The following is an 18,187-nucleotide window of genomic DNA, read 5'->3' on the forward strand; positions in this document are numbered from 1 at the left end:
TACGGCACCAGGGGCGGCCGCCATGGTGGCGCGGCTCACCCTCCCGGCGGGCGGGAATCCCGGCGGTCTCACTCCTCCAGGTCCGGCAGCCGTGCCGGGGCGGGGCAGATCCGGTCGCCGTGCTGGTCGAAGACGAACAGGTGGGCGAGGTCGACCAGGAGGGGGACCTGCATGCCGTGGCGCAGGTCGATGTCGGGGGTGGTCCGGACGATCAGGTCGCCGGGGAGGCGGCCGTCGGGGGCGGCGACCGCGGGCTCGGCGTCGGGGCCGGACACGGGCTCGTCCATGACCACCACCGGACCGGCGCGCAGGGCGCCCGCGCGTTCCCTCAGCCGGTCCAGGACGGTGCCGTCGCGACGGCGGCGGGCCGGGCGGCGGGCGGCGGGGCGGGGAGCCTCCAGTTCGGGGACGACGGCCGGCCGCGAACCGGTGTTGAAGTGGACGAGGACCTCGTGGCCCTGGAACTCGACGTGCTCCACCAGACCGGTGAGCAGCACCTCACCGGGGCGGGCGGAGGAGGGCTTGGCGATCCGCACGGCTTCCGAGCGCAGGCCGACGATGACCTCGCGGCCCTGCTGGACCCGGAGCAACTGGTGGTCCAGCGAGAGCGGTTCGGGCAGGCGCAGGTACTGCTTGCCCAGACTGATGGTCATCGCGCCGTCCAGCGGGGCCCGGACCAGGCCGCGCAGCAGGTTGATGCGCGGGGTGCCGATGAAGGCGGCGACGAAGACGTTGCGCGGCAGGGCGTACACGGCGCGGGGGCTGTCGACCTGTTGCAGCACGCCCCCGCGCAGGACGGCGACGCGGTCGCCGAGGGACATGGCCTCGGACTGGTCGTGGGTGACGTAGACGGTGGTGACGCCCAGTTCGCGGGTGAGCTTGGTGATCTCGGCGCGCAGGTGGTTGCGGAGCTTGGCGTCGAGGTTGGACAGGGGCTCGTCCATCAGGAAGACGCTGGGGTGGCGGGAGATGGCCCGGCCCATGGCGACACGCTGGCGTTCGCCGCCGGAGAGCTGGGCGGGGAAGCGGTCGAGGAGGTCCTCGATGCCCAGCAGGCGGGCGGTGGCGTCCACGCGGGGGCCGTGGTCGCCCTGCGGGTCCTCGACGCGCAGCGGGAAGCCGATGTTCCCGCGGGTCGTCATGTTGGGGTAGAGGGCGAAGTTCTGGAAGACCATCGCCATGCTCCGCTCGGAGGGGAGCAGGTCGTTGGCGTAGGCCCCGTCCAGCAGCAGCCGGCCCTCGGTGATCTCCTCCAGGCCGGCGATCATGCGCAGCACGGTGGACTTGCCGCAGCCGGAGGGCCCGAGCAGGACGAGGAACTCGCCGGGCGCGATGTCCAGCGACAGCCGGTCCACCACGCGGACGCCTCGCGCGTAGGTCTTGCTCACGTCGTGCAGGGAGATGGCGCGTGTCATGAGAGGTCCCCCGGGGGCTCACTGAGCGCTGGTGCTCCGCGGTCGGACGCCCTCGTGCGGGTCGTACGGGGCGTGTGAGTCACGGAAGTTAACGGAATGTGCGCGGCCGGGGGAAGACGCCGGACTCAATCTCGGTGCGGGTGTCCATCTGGTGAGAAAGCGGACGGCTGGATTCAGGGGCGGTGAGCGACCGCGCCTCAGTCGTCCGAGCCGCCACCCTTGCCGCGGCCCGGCGCGCGCACCAGTTCGCCCGCCAGGAGCGTCCCCTTGGCCACCGCCCGCGTCCAGCGGGGGCCGCCCCGGGCCGCCCACACCACGCAGACGCAGCCGCCCACGACCAGGAGGAGGACTGCGGACAAGAGGATGAGGATCATGCTCGTTCCCTGCTTTCCGAGGCGGTCCGCGCCATCCTGCCGGTCCGTCGCCGGTTCCCACCATCGGCGTCCGCCTCGGCGGACGGGGAGCGCAGGGCGACGCCCGAGGACAGGAGCAGCAGCGCGCCGAGCATCACGAACGGCGCGGCGACGCCCGCGACGCCGGCGATCAGGCCGGCGGCGGCGGGTGCGGCGACCTGGCCGAGGCGGTTGCCGGTCAGGCGCAGGGCGAGGGCGGTGGAGCGGGCTCCTTCGGGGGCCGCCTGGACGACGGTCGTCATGGACAGCGGCTGGCCGACGCCGAGGCAGAAGCCGAGGACGACCAGCATCAGGGCGAGTGCCCACACCGGCACCGGCAGCGCGACACCCGCGCACAGCAGGGCGGCCAGCAGGCAGGTGACGGTGAGCAGCGCGGTGCGGCCGAGCAGCCGCAGCAGGGGCGTCAGCACCAGCCGGCAGGCGATGGTGGCCGCCGCCCGGAGGCTGAGCAGGACGCCGATCACGGCCGGGGAGATCCCCCGGTGCTCGCCGACCACCGGCAGGTAGGCGGTGAGGATGTCGGTGGCGGACAGCACGGACAGGCTGATCAGGATGCCCGCGGGTACGCCCCGGGCGCGCAGGATGCTGCCCACGGGCACGCGCGCGCCCGCCTCCGTACGGGACTTGGCGGCGCCCGGGTGCTCTATGCGCCACAGCGAGGTGAACGCGACCGCCGCGCCCGCGCCCGCCACCACCAGGGCAAGCGCGCTGCTGCCCGCCATGTCGTGGCCGCCGATCAGGGCGCCGGCGGCGATCGGGCCGATCAGCTGGCCGAGCGAGGCGCCGATGGTGAAGTGGCCGAAGTTGCGGTCCTGTTCGTGCGGCGCGGACTGGCGGGCGACCAGCGACTGGGCGCCGATGACGAAGCAGAGGTGGCCGAGGCCCATGACGCCGCTCCACAGGGCCATCGCCCACAGGGAACCGGCGACGCCGCTCAGCGCGCAGCCGCCGGCGATGAGCACCACGCCGACGGGCAGCAGCGGCGCGCAGCGGCCGTGGTCGGTGCGGCGGCCGAGCGGGACGGCGGCGAACAGCGGCAGCAGCGCGTAGACACCGGCGATGACGCCGACCGCCCGCTCGTCCGCGCCCAGTGCGAGGGCGCGGTAGGAGACGGCGGGCCGGGCCATCGACACCGCCCCCTGGGCGAAGCCGAAGGCGATGACGAGGCGGAGCAGCCAGCCGCGGTTCCCACCGGGCGCCATGATCGTTCCCTTCCCGCGATGCCGGTGTCCGGACCGCCGAAGCCCCGGGCGCCTCCTCCACGGAGGCCCCAGGGAGCCGGAACCGGACCGATGATCAGATGATGCCGAACAGGATGCCCGCCGCGAGGATGACCAGGCATGTCAGGACCGCCCACTTCACGACGAATTTCGTGTGGTCGCCGAACTCGACCTTGGCCATGCCGACCAGGACGTAGACGGCCGGGACGAGCGGGCTGGACATGTGCAGCGGCTGGCCGACGATCGAGGCGCGGGCGATCTCCAGCGTCGACACGCCGTGCGCCTGGCCGGCCTCGGCGAGCACCGGCAGGACGCCGAAGTAGAAGCCGTCGTTGGACATGAAGTAGGTCAGCGGCAGGCTCAGCAGACCCGTGACCAGGCCCATGTGCGGGCCCATGCCGTCGGGGATGGTGTCCACGAGCCAGTTGGCCATGTGGTCGACCATGCCGGTGCCGGTGAGGACGCCGGTGAAGACGGCGGCGGCGAAGACCATGCCGGAGACGTTGAGGACGTTGTCGGCGTGGGCCGCGATCCGGGCCTTCTGGTCGGGGATGTGCGGGAAGTTGACGGTGAGCGCGAGCGCGGCGCCGAGCAGGAACAGCACCGGGATCGGCAGCAGTTCCATGATCATGGCGGTGAGCAGCGCGACCGTGAGCAGCGCGTTGAACCAGTACAGCTTGGGGCGCAGGGTGGCGCGGTTGGGGTCGAGGCCCTGGAAGTCGTCGTCGGACCCGGCGCCCCGGGCGGCGTCGCCATCGGAGCCGTCGCTGCCGGAAGCCGCGCCGGTACCCGCGCCCGGACCCGTGCCGGACCCGGACTCGGCACCGGACTTCGCACCGGACTTCGCACCGGACTTCGCACCGGACTTCGCACCGGACTTCGCGCCCGAGCCCGCCCCGACCAGCACCGTCTCGCTCTCCGCCTCGCGCACCAGCGCCTCGTCCAGCGTCAGCGTGCCCAGCCGCCTGCGCTCGCGCAGACCGAGCACGTACGCCAGGACCACGACCGCGAGGAGGCCGACGGCCAGGGCCGGGATCATCGGGACGAAGATGTCGGTGGCGTCGACCTTCAGCGCGGTGGCCGCGCGGGCGGTCGGGCCGCCCCACGGGAGGGTGTTCATCACGCCGTTGGCCATCGCGGCGACACCGGTCATCACGACCAGGCTCATCTTCAGCCGCTTGTACAGCGGATACATCGCCGAGACCGTGATCATGAAGGTGGTGGAGCCGTCGCCGTCCAGGGAGACGATGGCGGCGAGCAGGGCGGTACCGACGACGATCCGCATCGGGTCGGCCTTGCAGAACCTCAGGATGGCCCGGACGATCGGGTCGAAGAGCCCGACGTCGATCATCACCCCGAAGTAGACGATCGCGAACATGAGCATCGCCGCGGTGGGGGCGAGACTGGACACGCCGTCGATGACGTAGTCACCGAGGTGGGCGCCCTTGCCGACGAACACGCAGAACAGCGCGGGAATCAGCACGAGCGCCGCGATCGGCGACATCTTCTTCATCATGATCAGGACCAGGAAGGTCGCGATCATGGCGAAGCCGAGGATGGTCAGCATGAGTGAGTACCTAACGTTCGCCCTTGAACATCCCACCGGGGCAGGCGGTGCGAGCGACGTTAGGTGCCGTGAAGCGGCGTTAACAAGATGTTGACACGCGAGCAATAAGCGCAAAACTCCAGGTCACAGCTGTGCGTCGGTCAGCGGCGTGAGCGTTACGGGTACGCCGTTGAGGACCGCGTTGCCGGAGAGCGGGTCGAGCAGGCTGCCGTCGAGGAGCTGGTTGACGTTGACGCCGGGGACGGTGGCGGCGTGGGTCAGGCGCGTACCGGGGCGGTCGTGGCCCCAGCCGTGCGGCAGGCTCACCACGCCGGGGCGGACGGTGTCGGTGACCTCGGCGGGTGCGGTCACCTGTCCCCCGGCGCCCTTCACGCGCACGGGCTGCCCGTCGCGCACCCCGAGCCGTTCGGCGTCGTCGGGGTGGAGGTGCAGGGTGCAGCGGTTGGAGCCGCCGGTGAGGGCCGGGACGTTGTGCATCCAGCTGTTGTTGGACCTCAGGTGCCGGCGGCCGACGAGGACGAGCCCTGCGGGGCGCTCGGCCAGGGCGCGCCCCAGACGCGGCAGGTCGCCCGCGATCGGTCCAGGCAGCAGCTCCACCTTGCCGCTGCGGGTCTTCAGCGGCTGCGGGAGGCGCGGGCGCAGCGGGCCGAGGTCGATGCCGTGCGGGTGGGCGAGCAGCCGCTGGAGGGTCAGCCCGTCGGGTCGTGCGCCGAAGCCGTCGCCGTAGGGGCCGAGGCGCAGCATCAGGTCGAGGCGCCGTTCGGGGCCGCTCTCGCCGGTGAGCTGCGCCGCCAGTTCGCCGGGGTCGCGTCCGTGGACGGGTGAGTGCGGGTCCCGTACGGCCTTGTCGAGGGTCTGCCGGACGACCATGGCGTCGACGGCCGCCGGGTCGGTGCCGTGCCCGCCGGTGACGGCCAGGGTGAGGCGGGCCAGGATCTCGGTCTCGGCCATCCGGCCCGGCTCCAGCGGGACGGCGGGGCGGGTGTAGCGGACCTGGTTGCGCACCGCCAGGGTGTTGAAGGCGAAGTCGTGGTGCGGGCTCTGGGCCGGCGGGGGCGGCGGCAGGACGACGTGCGCGTGGCGGGAGGTCTCGTTGAGGTACGGGTCGACGCTCACCATGAAGTCGAGCGAGGCCAGCGCCTTGTCGAGGCGGTCGCCGTCGGGGGCGGAGAGGACCGGGTTGGCGGCGATCGTGAGCAGCGCGCGGACCGGTTCGCCCTCGTCGGTGGCGGTGTCGATCTCCTCGGCCAGGGCGGACAGGGGCAGTTCGCCCTTGGCCTCGGGGTGGCGGCTCACCCGGGAGTGCCAGCGGCCGAGCGCGAAACCGCGGCCGGGCCCGGCGGGGCGCGGGGTCCTGTCGGTGGCGGCCTGCGGGAAGAGGGCACCGCCGGGCCGGTCGAGGTTGCCGGTGAGGATGTTGAGGACGTCCACGAGCCAGCTGGCGAGCGTGCCGTGCGGGACGGTGCAGCTGCCGATGCGGCCGTAGACGGCGGCGGTGGGGGCGGCGGCGAGTTCGCGGGCGAGCGCGCGGGTCACGCCGGCGTCCACGTCGCAGGCGGCGACGACGGCCTCGGGGGTGAAGTCGCGCAGGGCCTCCCCGACTTCACCGACGCCCTCGACGTGCGGGGCGAGGGCGCCGAGGTCCACCAGGTCCTCTTCGAAGAGCACGTGCGCCATGGCGGCCAGGAGCAGGGCGTCGGTGCCGGGCCGGATCGCCACGTGCCGGTCGGCGAGCTTCGCGGTGCGGGTGCGGCGCGGGTCGATGACGGTGAGGGTGCCGCCGCGGGCCTTGAGGGCCTTGAGCCGGCCGGGGAAGTCGGGCGCCGTGCACAGGCTGCCGTTGGACTCCATCGGGTTGGCGCCGATGAGCAGCAGGTGGTCGGTGCGGTCGAGGTCGGGGACCGGGATGGCGTTCGCGTCGCCGAAGAGCAGGCCGCTGGAGACGTGCTTGGGCATCTGGTCCAGCGTGGAGGCGGTGAAGAGGCTGCGGGTGCCGAGGGCGCCGAGCAGGAGGTTCGGGTAGAGGGCGCCGGCCATGGTGTGCACGTTGGGGTTGCCGAGGACCACGCCGACGGAGTGCGGCCCGTACCGCTCGACGACGGGCCGGACACCGGCGGCGACCGCGTCGAACGCCTCCTCCCAGGTGGCCTCGCGCAGCTCGCCGTCCCTGCGCACCAGGGGCGTGCGCAGCCGGTCGGGGTCGGAGTCGACGGCCCCGAAGGAGGCTCCCTTGGGGCAGATGAAACCGCGGCTGAAGACGTCCTCGCGGTCGCCGCGGGCGGCGGTGACGGTGGTGCCGTCGACGGTGAGCGTCAGGCCGCAGGTGGCCTCGCACAGGGGGCAGATACGCAGGGCGGTGCGGGACACGGGGTCCTCCCGGGAGGGCGGCGGCGGTGGCGCTCTTCGCCGCGAGCATACCGACCGGTAGGCATGTTGGGGAGACCTTGCGCCGACGGCTGTGTGAACAGCCGGACGCCAGCGGCCCGTCAGTCCAGGACCCGGCCCAGATACGCCCGCAGCAACTCACGGGCCTCTTCGATGATCTTCTCGTCGCCGTCGGGCGCGACCCGGAAGGCGAGTTGCACGAGGGTGTCGGCGGTCTCCACGGCGACGAGGAAGGTGCGGCGCAGGTCGTCGTCGGGGCGGCGGCCCAGGTAGCCGGAGAGCAGCTCGGTGAGCCGGTCGGCGACGCGGTGGTTGGGGACGGCGTGGCGGTCCCCCACCGGGATCTGGTTGCCGAAGTCGATCAGGGAGAAGCCCGGCGCGGTGCGCTTCATCGCCAGGTACTCGTCGAGCACCGCGTCCAGCGCCCCGCGCCAGCCGTCGTCGGCCGACTCGGTCAGCCGCTCGGTGACGCGCTCCGCGTAGCGCTCCAGGTTGCGCTGGGCCAGTGCGTCGGCCATCTGCCGTTTGTTGCCGAAGAAGCGGTACACCGAGCCGATGGGGACGTCCGCGCGCAGCGCCACGGCCCGGGTGCTCAGCGCGTCGTAGCCGACCTCGTCGAGGAGGTCGGCGCAGGCGTCGAGGATCCTGGTCAGCCGTTCGGCGCTGCGCCGCTGCACGGGGGCGCGGCGGAGCGGGGTCGCTTGGGACACGGTCCTCATGATGCCCTCCTGCCGCGCTCCGGTGAACTGCGCCCTCCGGTACGCGGGGAAGGGCTGACCGTACTCATCGGGCCGCCGCGGGGCCGGGCGGCGTCCGGCTCCCCGCGCCCTGCGGTATCTCCTCCGGCTGCGTCGCCTCGGTCGGCTCCGCGTCCGACGCCGTGATGTCGGCCGTGCTCTCGACGGGCTTGCCGTCGACGGCCCAGACGGTGCCGTCGTCGGCGTACAGACGGACCGTGAGCTGGTGGGTGCCGCGCGGGACGAGGGCCGCGTCCAGGCGGTGGTAGGGGCCGCGCAGGCGGGTGATCAGGTCGCCGTCGAGGAAGAGGTGGGCGAGGCCGCGGCCGGCCACCGCCCCGGCCGCCGTGCCCGCCGGCGAGAACCTGAAGTCGCGCACGGTCAGACGTACGTCCCAGCTGTCGTCGCCGGCCGGCTGCACCTCGATGCCGACCTCCGGCGCCTGCTCGGCGTCCACCTCCCGGTAGCGCCGGCCCTCCTCGTCGGTGGCGTCGAGCAGCCTGCCCACCGGCGTGACCGAATCCCGGGTCTCCGGTTCGCCCGTATCACTGGAGCCGCAGCCCGCGGATCCGGTCACCAGCAGGACACAGACCGCGAGCACGGCGAGCACTCCCCGCGTCCACGACATGACGGGAGACTAGAACACCGGTCCGACGGTGCGGATCCCCCGGGGGTCTGGTTCCCGCCATCCTCCTCCGGAGGGACCAGTATGAGAGCCGAGGCACGCACGACCTCTTGCGCCCGGGAAACCGCAATCCTACGGTGTCCCATAGGAATCGGGTGGGACACGGGTTGCGAGGGAGCGATCGATGAGCGGGGACGCGCGGAAGACCGCGGAGGGGCTGGCCTACCTGTCCGGCTTCGGCAACGAGCACAGCTCGGAGGCGGTTCCGGGCGCGCTGCCCGAGGGCCGGAACTCGCCGCAGCGGGCCCCGCTGGGGCTGTACGCGGAGCAGCTGAGCGGTACGGCGTTCACCGAGCCGAGGGCGCACAACCGCCGCTCCTGGCTGTACCGGGTCCGCCCGTCGGCCGCGCACCCGCCCTTCACCCGCACGGGCAACGGGGCGATCCGCACGGCGCCCTTCACCCAGGCGGTCCCGGACCCGAACCGCCTCCGGTGGAACCCGCTGCCCGAGCCCGGGGCCGGCACCGACTTCCTGGCGGGACTGTGGACGCTGGGCGGCAACGGCGACGCCACGCAGCGCACGGGCATGGCCGTGCACCTGTACCACGCCACGTCGTCCATGGAGCGCGTCTTCAGCGACGCCGACGGCGAGCTGCTGATCGTGCCGGAGCGCGGCGGCCTGCTGCTGCGCACCGAGTTCGGGCTGCTGCACGCCGAGCCGGGCCACGTGGCGCTGATCCCGCGCGGGGTCCGCTTCCGCGTGGAGCTGCTGGACGCCGACGCGCGCGGCTACGTCTGCGAGAACTACGGCACCCCCTTCCAGCTCCCCGACCTCGGCCCGATCGGCGCCAACGGGCTCGCCAACGCCCGGGACTTCCGTGCGCCGGTCGCCGCGTACGAGGACGTCGAGGGGCCGGTCGAGGTGGTCAACAAGTTCTGCGGCAACCTCTGGACGGCGACCTACGACCACTCCCCGCTCGACGTGGTCGCCTGGCACGGCAACCACGTGCCGTACGTCTACGACCTGCGCCGCTTCAACGTCATCGGCACCATCTCGTACGACCACCCGGACCCGTCGATCTTCACGGTGCTCACCTCCCCCTCCGACACCCCGGGCCTCGCGGGCGTCGACTTCGTGGTGTTCGCGCCGCGCTGGCTGGTGGGCGAGGACACCTTCCGGCCGCCGTACTTCCACCGGAACGTGATGAGCGAGTACATGGGCCTGATCGAGGGCGCCTACGACGCGAAGGCGGAGGGCTTCGTGCCGGGCGGCGGCTCGCTGCACAACATGATGTCGGCGCACGGCCCGGACCGGGAGACCTTCGACCGGGCGAGCGCCGCCGAGCTGAAGCCGCAGCGCATCGACGACGGGCTGGCGTTCATGTTCGAGACCCGCTGGCCGGTGACGCTCACGCCCCAGGCGGCCCGCGCCGAGCACCTGCAAGCGCGCTACGACGACGTCTGGCAGGGCATGGAGCGTCACTTCCGCCCCTTGCACTGAGGATTCGCTACCGGTACGGATGGCCCGTGACCTCCTTCGCCCCGGACTCCATCGTCCTGAACCGCAAGCTGCCGCTCTGGTATCAGGTGTCGCAGTCGCTGCGCGCGTCGATACTGGGCCGCTCGCCCCGGGACCCGCTGCGCCTGCCCACGGAGGAGCAGTTGGCGGGGCACTACGGGGTGAGCGTGCTGACCATGCGGCAGGCGCTCAAGGAGCTGGAGGACGAGGGCCTGATCACCCGGCACCGGCGGCGCGGCACGTTCATCGAGCCGGACGCCCGGCGGGGCGCCCCGGTGCGGCTGCTGGGCTCGGTGGACGCGATCGTGGCCCAGCAGTCCGGCATGAAGGCCGAGCTGCTGGACCACGGCACGGGCCCGGTGCCGCCCGAAGTCGCCGAGTACTTCCCGCAGTCGTCCGAGGTGGGGACGTACCACCGGCTGCGCTGCGACGAGCAGACGGGCGAGCCCACCAACCACGCCCGCAACTACGTCCGTCCCGAAGTGGCCGCCCGTATCGACCCCGACGACCTGGTCCGCGCGCCGATGACCAAGGTGCTGCGGGACGTGGTGGGCGTGGACATCAGCCGGATCACGGACACCGTGGAGGCACGGCTCGCCGACCCGGAGACGGCGCGGCTGCTCGAAGTGCCGCTGCTCAGCCCGATCCTGCACTACACCGGCATCACCTACGACACCGCGGGCCGGGTGCTGGACGTGGCGGTCATCCACTACCGGGGCGACCGCTTCTCCTTCACGGTCACCCTGGATGCCACGTGAGGCCGTGCCGCTCCGTCGTACGATGCCCGGCGTGACGCACGACGACGCTCCGCACCTGGCGGACCTCATGCCGTGGTCCGTCGCACCGCCGCGGCTCGGCCGGGGGTGGCCGGCGGCCCCCGACGCGGCATCCTTGAAGGCCCGCTGGGACGCCCTGATGAAGGCCGAGGGAGCCGACCGCGAGGCCCTGCTGGAACCGACGCGATCCCGCACGCTGCACACGGCGGTCGGGCGGCTGCCGGGCACGTCCGGCGGCACGGAGAAGCTCGTGCGCGCCTCGGGACCGTGCCCGGAACCGGTCCGTGTCCTGCGCGCGCCCTTCGACGAGCAGTGGCTGATCCCGGACCAGCGGCTGATCGACGCGGCCCGTCCGGAGCTGTGGCGGGTGGCGGACGAGCGGCAGGTGTTCGCCGTGGAAACACCCGGCGCCGCCGGCCCTCCCCTGCTCCTCGCGACCTCCCGGCCACCCCTGTTCGGTCCCGCCCGCGTCCGCCCGCTGTACCGCCGTCCCGGCGGAACGGAGCCGAATCTCGCACCGGGCCTCCTCGACCACCTCGGCGCCCGCCTCGGCCGGCGTCCCGAGCCGCTCGACGTCCTGGCCTGGGCGGTGGTGACCGTACGGGAGGGCTCACGCGTCCCGCTCACCGCGGACCCGGCGCTGTGGGAGCGCGGGGTGGAGCTGGGCCGGCGCGTCCTGTGGCTGATGCGCCGCGACGGTGAACGCCCCAAGCTGCCCGGCGGCCGTCGCCCCTACGTCCGCGCCCCGCTGCCCGCGCGCCCGCTGACGCTGCGCTACGACCGGGACGAGGAGGCCCTGTACCTGGACGAGGGCCGCGTCTCCCCCGTGCCGCCCGGCGCCTGGGACTTCGAGGTGAGCGGGGCCCGGGTGCTGGAGCAGTGGTTCGCGGCCCGCACCGCGGAGGGCGAGCCCGGGACACTGTCGGCCGTCCGCCCGGCGACCTGGCCGCAGACCTGGACGTCGGAACTGCTGGAGACCGTCACGGTCCTCGCGCTGCTCGCCGAAGCGCGCCCGCGGTGCGGGGAACTGGAGGTGACGGAGGAGGTCACCGCCGCCGAGCTGCGCGCGGCGGGCGTACTGCCGGTTCCCGCGGCGGCCCGCAGGCCGGCGTCCGTGCTGGACGGGCAGGAGGAGGGGCCGGAGGGACAGTTGGCGCTGCTGTAGCGCGTCGGGCACCTTGCGCCCTCTTGCACCCCCGCTCTCCCCGGATCAGCCGAACCCGTCCAGCACCCGCGTCAGCGCCCGCTCGAAGACCGCCTCCATGTCGATGGGCCCGGCGTCCGCCCCGAAGGACGCCGCCAGCCGCGGATAGGCGCCGCTCGCCAGCTGCGCGCCCAGGTAGGCGATGCGTGTCGCGTTCTCCTGCTCCTCGGACCAGGGCAGCGAACGGGTGCGCTCGGCCGTGGAGATCTCGTTGGTGACGTACGTCGTCACGACGCCGTTCACCATCGCCACCAGCTCCATCTTCGTGCCGTAGGGCTCGTCGAAGGGGTCGAGGCAGGCGAGGCAGTGCTCCAGGAAGCGCAGTGCGTTGGGGCTGAAGCCGTAGACGGGGGACATCAGGCGCGGCAGCCAGGTGTGGCGGTGCATCAGCGCACGGGTCTGGTGGGCCACTCGCATCATGTCCGCGCGCCAGTCGCCGCTCGGCTCCCACAGCTCGTGCTCGCCGCTGACGGCGTCCATCATCAGCTCGTACAGGTCCTCCTTGCGGGGGACGTAGTTGTAGAGCGACATGGTGCCGCAGCCCAGCTCGGCGGCGACGCGGCGCATCGAGACCGCGTCGAGCCCCTCCGCGTCGGCGATCCGCACCGCGGCGGCGGCGATGTCGGCGCGGGTGTACGCCGGTCTCGGCCCCCGGCCGGTGCGCTCGGGGCGCGCCCAGATCACTTCGGGTACGGCCGCTCGGCCCGCCATCGTCATCACCTCGGCCACCATCCTAGTTACGTACAGCGTACGTAGTGCGCTATGGTCGACCCATGACTACTACGTACGCTGTACTTAGTGAAGGTCTGGAGAAGCGCTTCGGCGAGGTGCGCGCGCTCCGGGGCCTGGATCTGGCGGTGGCCGAGGGCACCGTGTGCGGGCTGCTCGGGCCGAACGGGGCGGGCAAGACCACGGCCGTACGCCTGCTGACCACGCTGTTGCGGCCGGACGCGGGGTCCGCGCGGGTCGCCGGGCACGACCTGGTCCGCGAGGCCGCCGCCGTCCGGCGCCGGATCGGCGTCACCGGGCAGTACGCGTCGGTCGACGGGGACCTCACCGGCCGCCAGAACCTGCGCTTGTTCGCCCGGCTGCACCGGCTGCGGGACGCCTCGGCGCGGGCCGACGAACTCCTCGACCGCTTCGGCCTGACGGAGGCCGCGGACCGTCCCGCCTCCACCTTCTCCGGCGGCATGCGACGCCGCCTCGACCTGGCCGCGAGCCTGGTCCGCCGCCCGGAGGTGCTGTTCCTGGACGAGCCGACGACGGGACTCGACCCGGCCAGCCGGAACCGGATCTGGGACGCCGTGCGCGCCCTCAAGGAGGAGGGCACGACCGTGCTCCTCACCACGCAGTACCTGGAGGAGGCCGACCGCCTCGCCGACGACATCGCCCTGGTGGACCGGGGACGGGTCGCGCACACCGGGTCGCCCGCCGAACTCAAGGCACTGGTGGGGGCGTACGCGGAGGCCGTCGTCGCGGACCCGGAGGCCATGGGGCCGGCGGCGGCGGTCCTCGACCGGCTCACGGGAACCGAACCCGTGCTGGACCCCGACCGGCGGACCGTGGGCGCGGCCAGCACCGACCCGACGCTGACCCTGCCGCGCCTGGTGCGCGAACTCGACGCGGCGGGCGTCCCCCTGCTGGACGCGAGCCTGCGGCCGCCGACCCTCGACGATGTCTTCCTCCGCCTCACCGGCGAGAACAAGGAGTTTGCGGCATGAGCGCCGTGGCACACGACCTGGCCCACGACGGCACCGCGATGCTGGGCCGGCAGCTTCAGCGGCTGCGGAACAATCCGGGGCTGCTGATCCTCACCCAGACCATGCCGGTGACGATGCTGCTGTTCTTCGGCTACGTCTTCGGCAGCGCGCTGGCGATGCCGGGTGAGGAGTACCGCGCCTTCCTGGTCCCGGGCCTGCTGGTCGCGACGGCCGCGAACGGGCTGATGACGGGCATGTTCCAGGCCGCCCAGGACACCCACCGGGGCGTCACGGACCGGCTTCGGACACTGCCGGTGAGCCGGGCGGCGGTGCCGCTGGGACAGGCGGTCGCGGACCTGCTCGTCACGGCCGCCGGCATGGTGCCCTTCCTGCTGGTCGGGCTGGCGGTGGGCTGGCGGATGGAGGGCAGCGCGCTGGGCGCGGCGGGCGCCGTGGGGCTGTTGCTGCTGTTCCGGTTCGCCACGACGTGGATCGGCGTCTTCCTGGGGCTGCTCACCCGCAACGAGGAGGCCGCCGGTCAACTGGGCGGCGCGACCTTCATCCTGCCGCTGCTGTCCAACGCGTACATCCCGACCGAGGGGCTGCCGGGCTGGCTGCGCACGGTCGCCGAGTGGAATCCGATCAGCGCGGTGACCACGGCGCTGCGGGACCTGTTCGGCAACGCGCCGGTGCCGGAGGGGGCCGCCTGGCCGGTGGCACACCCCGTCGCCGGGTCGCTGGCCTGGTGTGCGGTCCTGCTGGCGGTGTTCGTCCCGCTCGCCGTCCGCCGGTACGCGCGCGGGGAGGACTGAGCGGGCCGGTGGGCGTCACCGCCGGGCGGGGAGTCGGCGGGACCGGCATGCGGGAGCGGCGGGCGTGGGACGCCGTGAGAACGCGGACGTACGGACGGGACAGACGTACGGACAGGACGGACGTACGCGAGAGACAGGCGCACGGAGCGGACGTCCGCGGAGCCGGACCTACGGGTGACACCCGCGCTCGGGACCACACCGGGGCGCCGCTGCGTGCCGTGGGGATGACGGACGAGTGCGCGGCGCCGCGCCGGGACGGTGTGACCCCCGGAGCGCGGGCCTCAGTTGCCGCCGAACAGCGAGCGGCGCAGTCGGCGCAGTGGCGCGAACAGCGAGACCCGGCGCACCCTGGCGCCCCTGCCGCTGCGCTTGTGCGCGGGCTCACGCGCGGTCAGCTCACGCATCAGCGACGTCGCCTCCACCGTCTCCCGCTGCGGGAGGGCAGGCCCTCCGAGCACCGCGAGATGGCGGTCGAGGCGCGAGCTGGTCGCGCTGCTGCCGCAGGTGATCGCAGGGACCCTGGCCCTGCTGCGCACTGTTATCTGTTCCATGTCACTCCCCACCCGTACGAGTCCACCCGGCCCGGGCAGGGTAACCCTATCGCCCCGGTACGGCATGCGTGTATCGCGGTCGCAGGATTCACCTTCCCCGTAAGGGGGTTGACGATTACTCTCCGAATCCGACAGATTCCAGGGTGAGTTGAACGACCGGCCTGCTCGTCGGCCGGTCCGAGCCCCCGCCGGGTTCGACCGTCACCGCGAGTGAGGTGGCCGACCGGTCCAGGCCGGAGGCGATCAGGGGCGTGTCGGCGTCAAAGAGGCCCAGGGAGCGCGTTCCGGCGCCGGGGCGCACGAGCCAGAGCTGGTGCACGCGGCCGTCGGGCGGCTCGCCGTATCCGCTCAGGGTGACGACCGCGCGCCCCTCGGATGCGGAAGCGACCACTCCGATACTCCCGCCCCGGCCGTCCTCCCCGCTGGTCGCGCGGGTGTCGGGAGCGGCGAGAACGTGGGCGATCTCACGTGCCCGGTCCCGCGCGGTGTCCAGTTCGCCCTGCGTCCGGTGCGCCTGCACGGCGAAGAGCGAGGCGATCACGAGCGCCGCGGCGGCCGTCACCGTGGCGAAGGGCACCGGCAAGGCGCGCGGCCGGAACGGGCGGGAACGTTCCGGCGCCGGCCGGCCGCCCCACACGTGGGGTGGCAGCCGGCGGGCGGGCCCCCGCCCGGGCGCGGGTTCCTGCGCGGTGGTGCGTACGGCGGCCAGGACGCGGTCGCGCAGGGCGTCCGGGGCAGGTGCGGCCGTGGACCAGGCCAGCCGGACGGCGTCCTCGGACAGCGCCCGCACGTCGGCGGCGCAGCGGTCGCAGCCCTCCAGGTGCCGCTCGAAGCGGACCCGTTCGGCGCCTTCCAGGGCGTCCAGGGCGTAGGGGGCGGCGAGCGAGTGGAGACCGCCGCGGCGCGGCAGCCGGCCGAAGAGGCTCACGCGGCACCTCCCAGGCAGTCGCGCAGGCGGCCCAGTCCGTCTCTCATCCGTGTCTTCACCGTGCCCAGGGGGAGGGAGAGGCGCTCGGCGACCTCCCGGTACGTGTAGCCGTCGTAGTAGGCGAGGGTGACCGACTGGCGCTGCAAGGCGGTCAGGCGGTCCAGGCACCGGCGCACCCACTCCCGTTCGAGACCCGCCTCGACCTCCTCGGAGACCTGGTCGAAGGCGGGGTGGTGGGCGCGCCGGGCCTCGCGCCGCTCGCGTTCGCCGGCCGCGCGGGCGCTGCGCACCCGGTCGACGGCGCGGCGGTGGGCGACGGTGAGGATCCAGGACAGGGCGCTTCCCCGGCGCGGGTCGAACCGCGCGGCGGACCGCCAGAGTTCGAGCAGTACCTCCTGCGCCACCTCCTCGGACTGGGCGGGGTCGCGCACCACGCGCCGGACGAGTCCGAACACCGGGCCGGAGATCAGCCCGTACAGCTCCTCGAAGGCCTTCTGGTCGCCGTCCGCCACAAGCATCAGCAGCTCGTCCGCCTCCACCCCGTCCCCCCTCTCCGCGGGCCGTACCGGCCCGCCGACGTCACCGCCGGGCGCGCGCGACGGCGCGCCCTCCGGCTGGAGTTACGGATCGGCGGGCCGAAAACGCGGGTCGGCCGAGTACTCGGTGCCGGCGCGGCCGGATTCCGGCGTTCTCAAGGTCCGGCCAATCCGGCCCGGACGCCGCTCCGAATGCCGGTGCGTCAGGGAAGTCGGCACATCGGCACAGAGGACGGACGGCATGACACGTAACTCCGCAGGCGTCGGCGCGGGGCGCCGGGGCCTGGCCACGCTGGTCTGCGGCGCGCTGGCCGCAGGGGGGCTCGCGGCGGCCGGCGTGACCGCGCTGCGACCGGGGGCGGCGTCCGCCTCCAGCCACCGGGAGGCCCCGCTGACATCGGGCACCCCGCAGTACGACAACACGGACCTGTACGCCTTCGTGAGCCCGGACCGGCCGGACACCACGACCCTCGTCGCGAACTGGATCCCCTTCGAGGAACCGGCCGGCGGACCGAACTTCTTCACGTTCGCCGAGGACGCCCAGTACGACCTGAACGTCGACAACGACGGCGACGCGCTCGGCGACCTGGTCTTCCGGTACACGTTCACCACCCACACGAAGAACGACAGGACGTTCCTCTACAACACCGGACCGGTCAGCAGCCTCGACGACCCGGACCTCAACATCACGCAGACCTACGACCTCGAGCTGATCAAGCTGCACGGCGGCAAGGAGACCTCCCGGACGGCGATCGCCCACGACGTGCCGGTGGCCCCGTCGAACGTCGGCAAGGCGTCGATGCCGGACTACGGCGCGCTGCGCGACCAGGCCGTCCACGAGCTGGCCGGCGGGGCCCGGACGTTCGCCGGGCAGGCCGACGACCCGTTCTTCCTGGACCTGCGCGTCTTCGACCTGCTGTACGGCGGCGACCTGTCCGAGGTCGGCAACGACACCCTCAAGGGCTACAACGTCAACTCGATCGCCCTCCAGGTCCCGAACGACATGATCGTGGAGTCGGCGGAGCAGCCGGTCGTGGGCGTCTGGTCGACGACCCGGCGCAAGAACGCCCAGGGCGGGTTCACTCAGGTCTCGCGGCTCGGCAACCCACTGGTGAACGAGGTCGTCAACCCGCTGAAGGACAAGGACGCGTTCAACGCCTCCGCACCGGCCGACGACGCGCGGTTCCTCCCGAACGTCACCGCCCCCGAGCTGCCGAGGCTCATCGAGGCGACCTACGGGATCGAGGCGCCCGCCGAGCCGCGCGACGACCTCGTCGACGTGTTCCTCAAGGGCGTCAAGGACCTCAACCGGCCGCCCCACGTCACGCCCTCGGAGCAACTGCGCCTCAACACCTCGGTGGCACCGGCCGCCGCCCCCGAGCGACTCGGCGTCCTCGACGGCGACAACGCCGGGTTCCCCAACGGACGCCGGCTCACCGACGACGTGATCGACGCCGCGCTCCAGGTGGTCGAGGGCGAACTGGCCGGTTCCCCGAACGACCTGGGCGACGCGGTCGACGCCAACGACAAGGAGTTCGGGAAGGCGTTCCCGTACGTGGCGCATCCGACGGAGGGTTCGCGCGGCCCGCTCGCCGACGGCACGGGCGAGGGCAACGACGTGCGCAACCAGCTGGGCGACGCGCTGCGGCCGGCCGGCTCCGACGACACGGCCCTCATCGCCGCCTCCGCGGGCGCCGGGGCCGTCGGCATCCTGCTGATCGGCGGCGCCCTGGTCCGGTGGCGCCGCATGCGAGGCCGGGCCCACTGACCCGGCCCCACCGACCGGCGCGGCCCGCTCC

Annotated in this window: 17 protein-coding genes; 6 read left to right on the forward strand and 11 right to left on the reverse strand. The window is 73.2% G+C overall.

What is annotated here, in order from left to right; all coding sequences use genetic code 11:
- Window positions 1-68: 68 nt before the first annotated feature.
- From ACLIN4_RS07445 to ACLIN4_RS07475, 7 genes are all read right to left on the reverse strand, one after another.
- Window positions 69-1,415 (reverse strand): ABC transporter ATP-binding protein, encoded by a 1,347-nt coding sequence (locus ACLIN4_RS07445; RefSeq protein ID WP_289911092.1) that lies wholly within the window; start codon window positions 1,413-1,415, stop codon window positions 69-71.
- Between the two features lie 197 nt (window positions 1,416-1,612).
- The gene (locus tag ACLIN4_RS07450; RefSeq protein WP_269958465.1) at window positions 1,613-1,789 is read right to left on the reverse strand and encodes a hypothetical protein; all 177 of its coding nucleotides are present in this window, start codon (window positions 1,787-1,789) and stop codon (window positions 1,613-1,615) included.
- Entirely contained in the window at window positions 1,786-3,030 is a 1,245-nt protein-coding gene (locus ACLIN4_RS07455) for an MFS transporter (protein WP_107477015.1), read from the reverse strand. The genes ACLIN4_RS07450 and ACLIN4_RS07455 overlap by 4 nt, the downstream gene beginning before the upstream one ends.
- Before the next feature lie 94 nt (window positions 3,031-3,124).
- The gene (locus ACLIN4_RS07460) at window positions 3,125-4,615 is read right to left on the reverse strand and encodes a CitMHS family transporter (RefSeq protein ID WP_411575599.1); all 1,491 of its coding nucleotides are present in this window, start codon (window positions 4,613-4,615) and stop codon (window positions 3,125-3,127) included.
- A gap of 123 nt (window positions 4,616-4,738) precedes the next feature.
- Window positions 4,739-6,982 carry a molybdopterin oxidoreductase family protein gene (locus tag ACLIN4_RS07465; protein WP_411575600.1) on the reverse strand — a complete coding sequence of 748 codons (2,244 nt, stop codon included), beginning with the start codon at window positions 6,980-6,982 and terminating at the stop codon, window positions 4,739-4,741.
- A 119-nt stretch (window positions 6,983-7,101) separates the two neighbouring features.
- On the reverse strand, window positions 7,102-7,719 hold the full coding sequence (locus ACLIN4_RS07470; protein ID WP_100049042.1) for a TetR/AcrR family transcriptional regulator: 618 nt from the start codon (window positions 7,717-7,719) through the stop codon (window positions 7,102-7,104).
- A gap of 64 nt (window positions 7,720-7,783) precedes the next feature.
- On the reverse strand, window positions 7,784-8,365 hold the full coding sequence (locus ACLIN4_RS07475; RefSeq protein ID WP_290013674.1) for a hypothetical protein: 582 nt from the start codon (window positions 8,363-8,365) through the stop codon (window positions 7,784-7,786).
- A 181-nt stretch (window positions 8,366-8,546) separates the two neighbouring features.
- Between ACLIN4_RS07475 and hmgA the strand changes: the two genes are divergently transcribed.
- From hmgA to ACLIN4_RS07490, 3 genes are read left to right on the forward strand one after another with little or no spacing between them, the layout of a single operon-like run.
- The gene (gene hmgA, locus ACLIN4_RS07480; protein WP_107477012.1) at window positions 8,547-9,863 is read left to right on the forward strand and encodes a homogentisate 1,2-dioxygenase; all 1,317 of its coding nucleotides are present in this window, start codon (window positions 8,547-8,549) and stop codon (window positions 9,861-9,863) included.
- 26 nt (window positions 9,864-9,889) lie between these two features.
- Complete coding sequence (locus tag ACLIN4_RS07485; RefSeq protein ID WP_100049039.1) at window positions 9,890-10,639, forward strand: GntR family transcriptional regulator; 750 nt, start codon at window positions 9,890-9,892, stop codon at window positions 10,637-10,639.
- A 22-nt stretch (window positions 10,640-10,661) separates the two neighbouring features.
- Window positions 10,662-11,822, forward strand: a complete 1,161-nt coding sequence (locus tag ACLIN4_RS07490) for a type ISP restriction/modification enzyme (protein ID WP_381913995.1) — start codon at window positions 10,662-10,664, stop codon at window positions 11,820-11,822.
- A 45-nt stretch (window positions 11,823-11,867) separates the two neighbouring features.
- On the opposite strand, the gene ACLIN4_RS07495 is transcribed toward ACLIN4_RS07490, so the two are convergent.
- On the reverse strand, window positions 11,868-12,572 hold the full coding sequence (locus ACLIN4_RS07495; RefSeq protein ID WP_381913994.1) for a TetR/AcrR family transcriptional regulator C-terminal domain-containing protein: 705 nt from the start codon (window positions 12,570-12,572) through the stop codon (window positions 11,868-11,870).
- 62 nt (window positions 12,573-12,634) lie between these two features.
- Here ACLIN4_RS07495 and ACLIN4_RS07500 point away from each other — a divergent pair, with 62 nt between their 5' ends.
- Window positions 12,635-13,582: an ATP-binding cassette domain-containing protein gene (locus ACLIN4_RS07500; protein ID WP_289911107.1), complete on the forward strand. Its 948-nt coding sequence runs from the start codon at window positions 12,635-12,637 to the stop codon at window positions 13,580-13,582.
- Complete coding sequence (locus tag ACLIN4_RS07505; RefSeq protein WP_290013681.1) at window positions 13,579-14,373, forward strand: ABC transporter permease; 795 nt, start codon at window positions 13,579-13,581, stop codon at window positions 14,371-14,373. Before ACLIN4_RS07500 ends, ACLIN4_RS07505 begins: the two co-directional genes overlap by 4 nt.
- Before the next feature lie 281 nt (window positions 14,374-14,654).
- On the opposite strand, the gene ACLIN4_RS07510 is transcribed toward ACLIN4_RS07505, so the two are convergent.
- The 3 genes from ACLIN4_RS07510 to ACLIN4_RS07520 form a co-directional block, all read right to left on the reverse strand.
- Window positions 14,655-14,924 carry a hypothetical protein gene (locus ACLIN4_RS07510; RefSeq protein ID WP_269958475.1) on the reverse strand — a complete coding sequence of 90 codons (270 nt, stop codon included), beginning with the start codon at window positions 14,922-14,924 and terminating at the stop codon, window positions 14,655-14,657.
- 115 nt (window positions 14,925-15,039) lie between these two features.
- Entirely contained in the window at window positions 15,040-15,852 is an 813-nt protein-coding gene (locus tag ACLIN4_RS07515; protein ID WP_411575601.1) for an anti-sigma factor, read from the reverse strand.
- Window positions 15,849-16,391: a sigma-70 family RNA polymerase sigma factor gene (locus tag ACLIN4_RS07520; protein WP_364912750.1), complete on the reverse strand. Its 543-nt coding sequence runs from the start codon at window positions 16,389-16,391 to the stop codon at window positions 15,849-15,851. The genes ACLIN4_RS07515 and ACLIN4_RS07520 overlap by 4 nt, the downstream gene beginning before the upstream one ends.
- 238 nt (window positions 16,392-16,629) lie before the next feature.
- Between ACLIN4_RS07520 and ACLIN4_RS07525 the strand changes: the two genes are divergently transcribed.
- On the forward strand, window positions 16,630-18,156 hold the full coding sequence (locus tag ACLIN4_RS07525; protein WP_411575602.1) for a DUF4331 domain-containing protein: 1,527 nt from the start codon (window positions 16,630-16,632) through the stop codon (window positions 18,154-18,156).
- Window positions 18,157-18,187 lie beyond the last annotated feature (31 nt).

This window comes from Streptomyces mutabilis (assembly GCF_046628145.1).
Taxonomy (GTDB): domain Bacteria; phylum Actinomycetota; class Actinomycetes; order Streptomycetales; family Streptomycetaceae; genus Streptomyces; species Streptomyces mutabilis.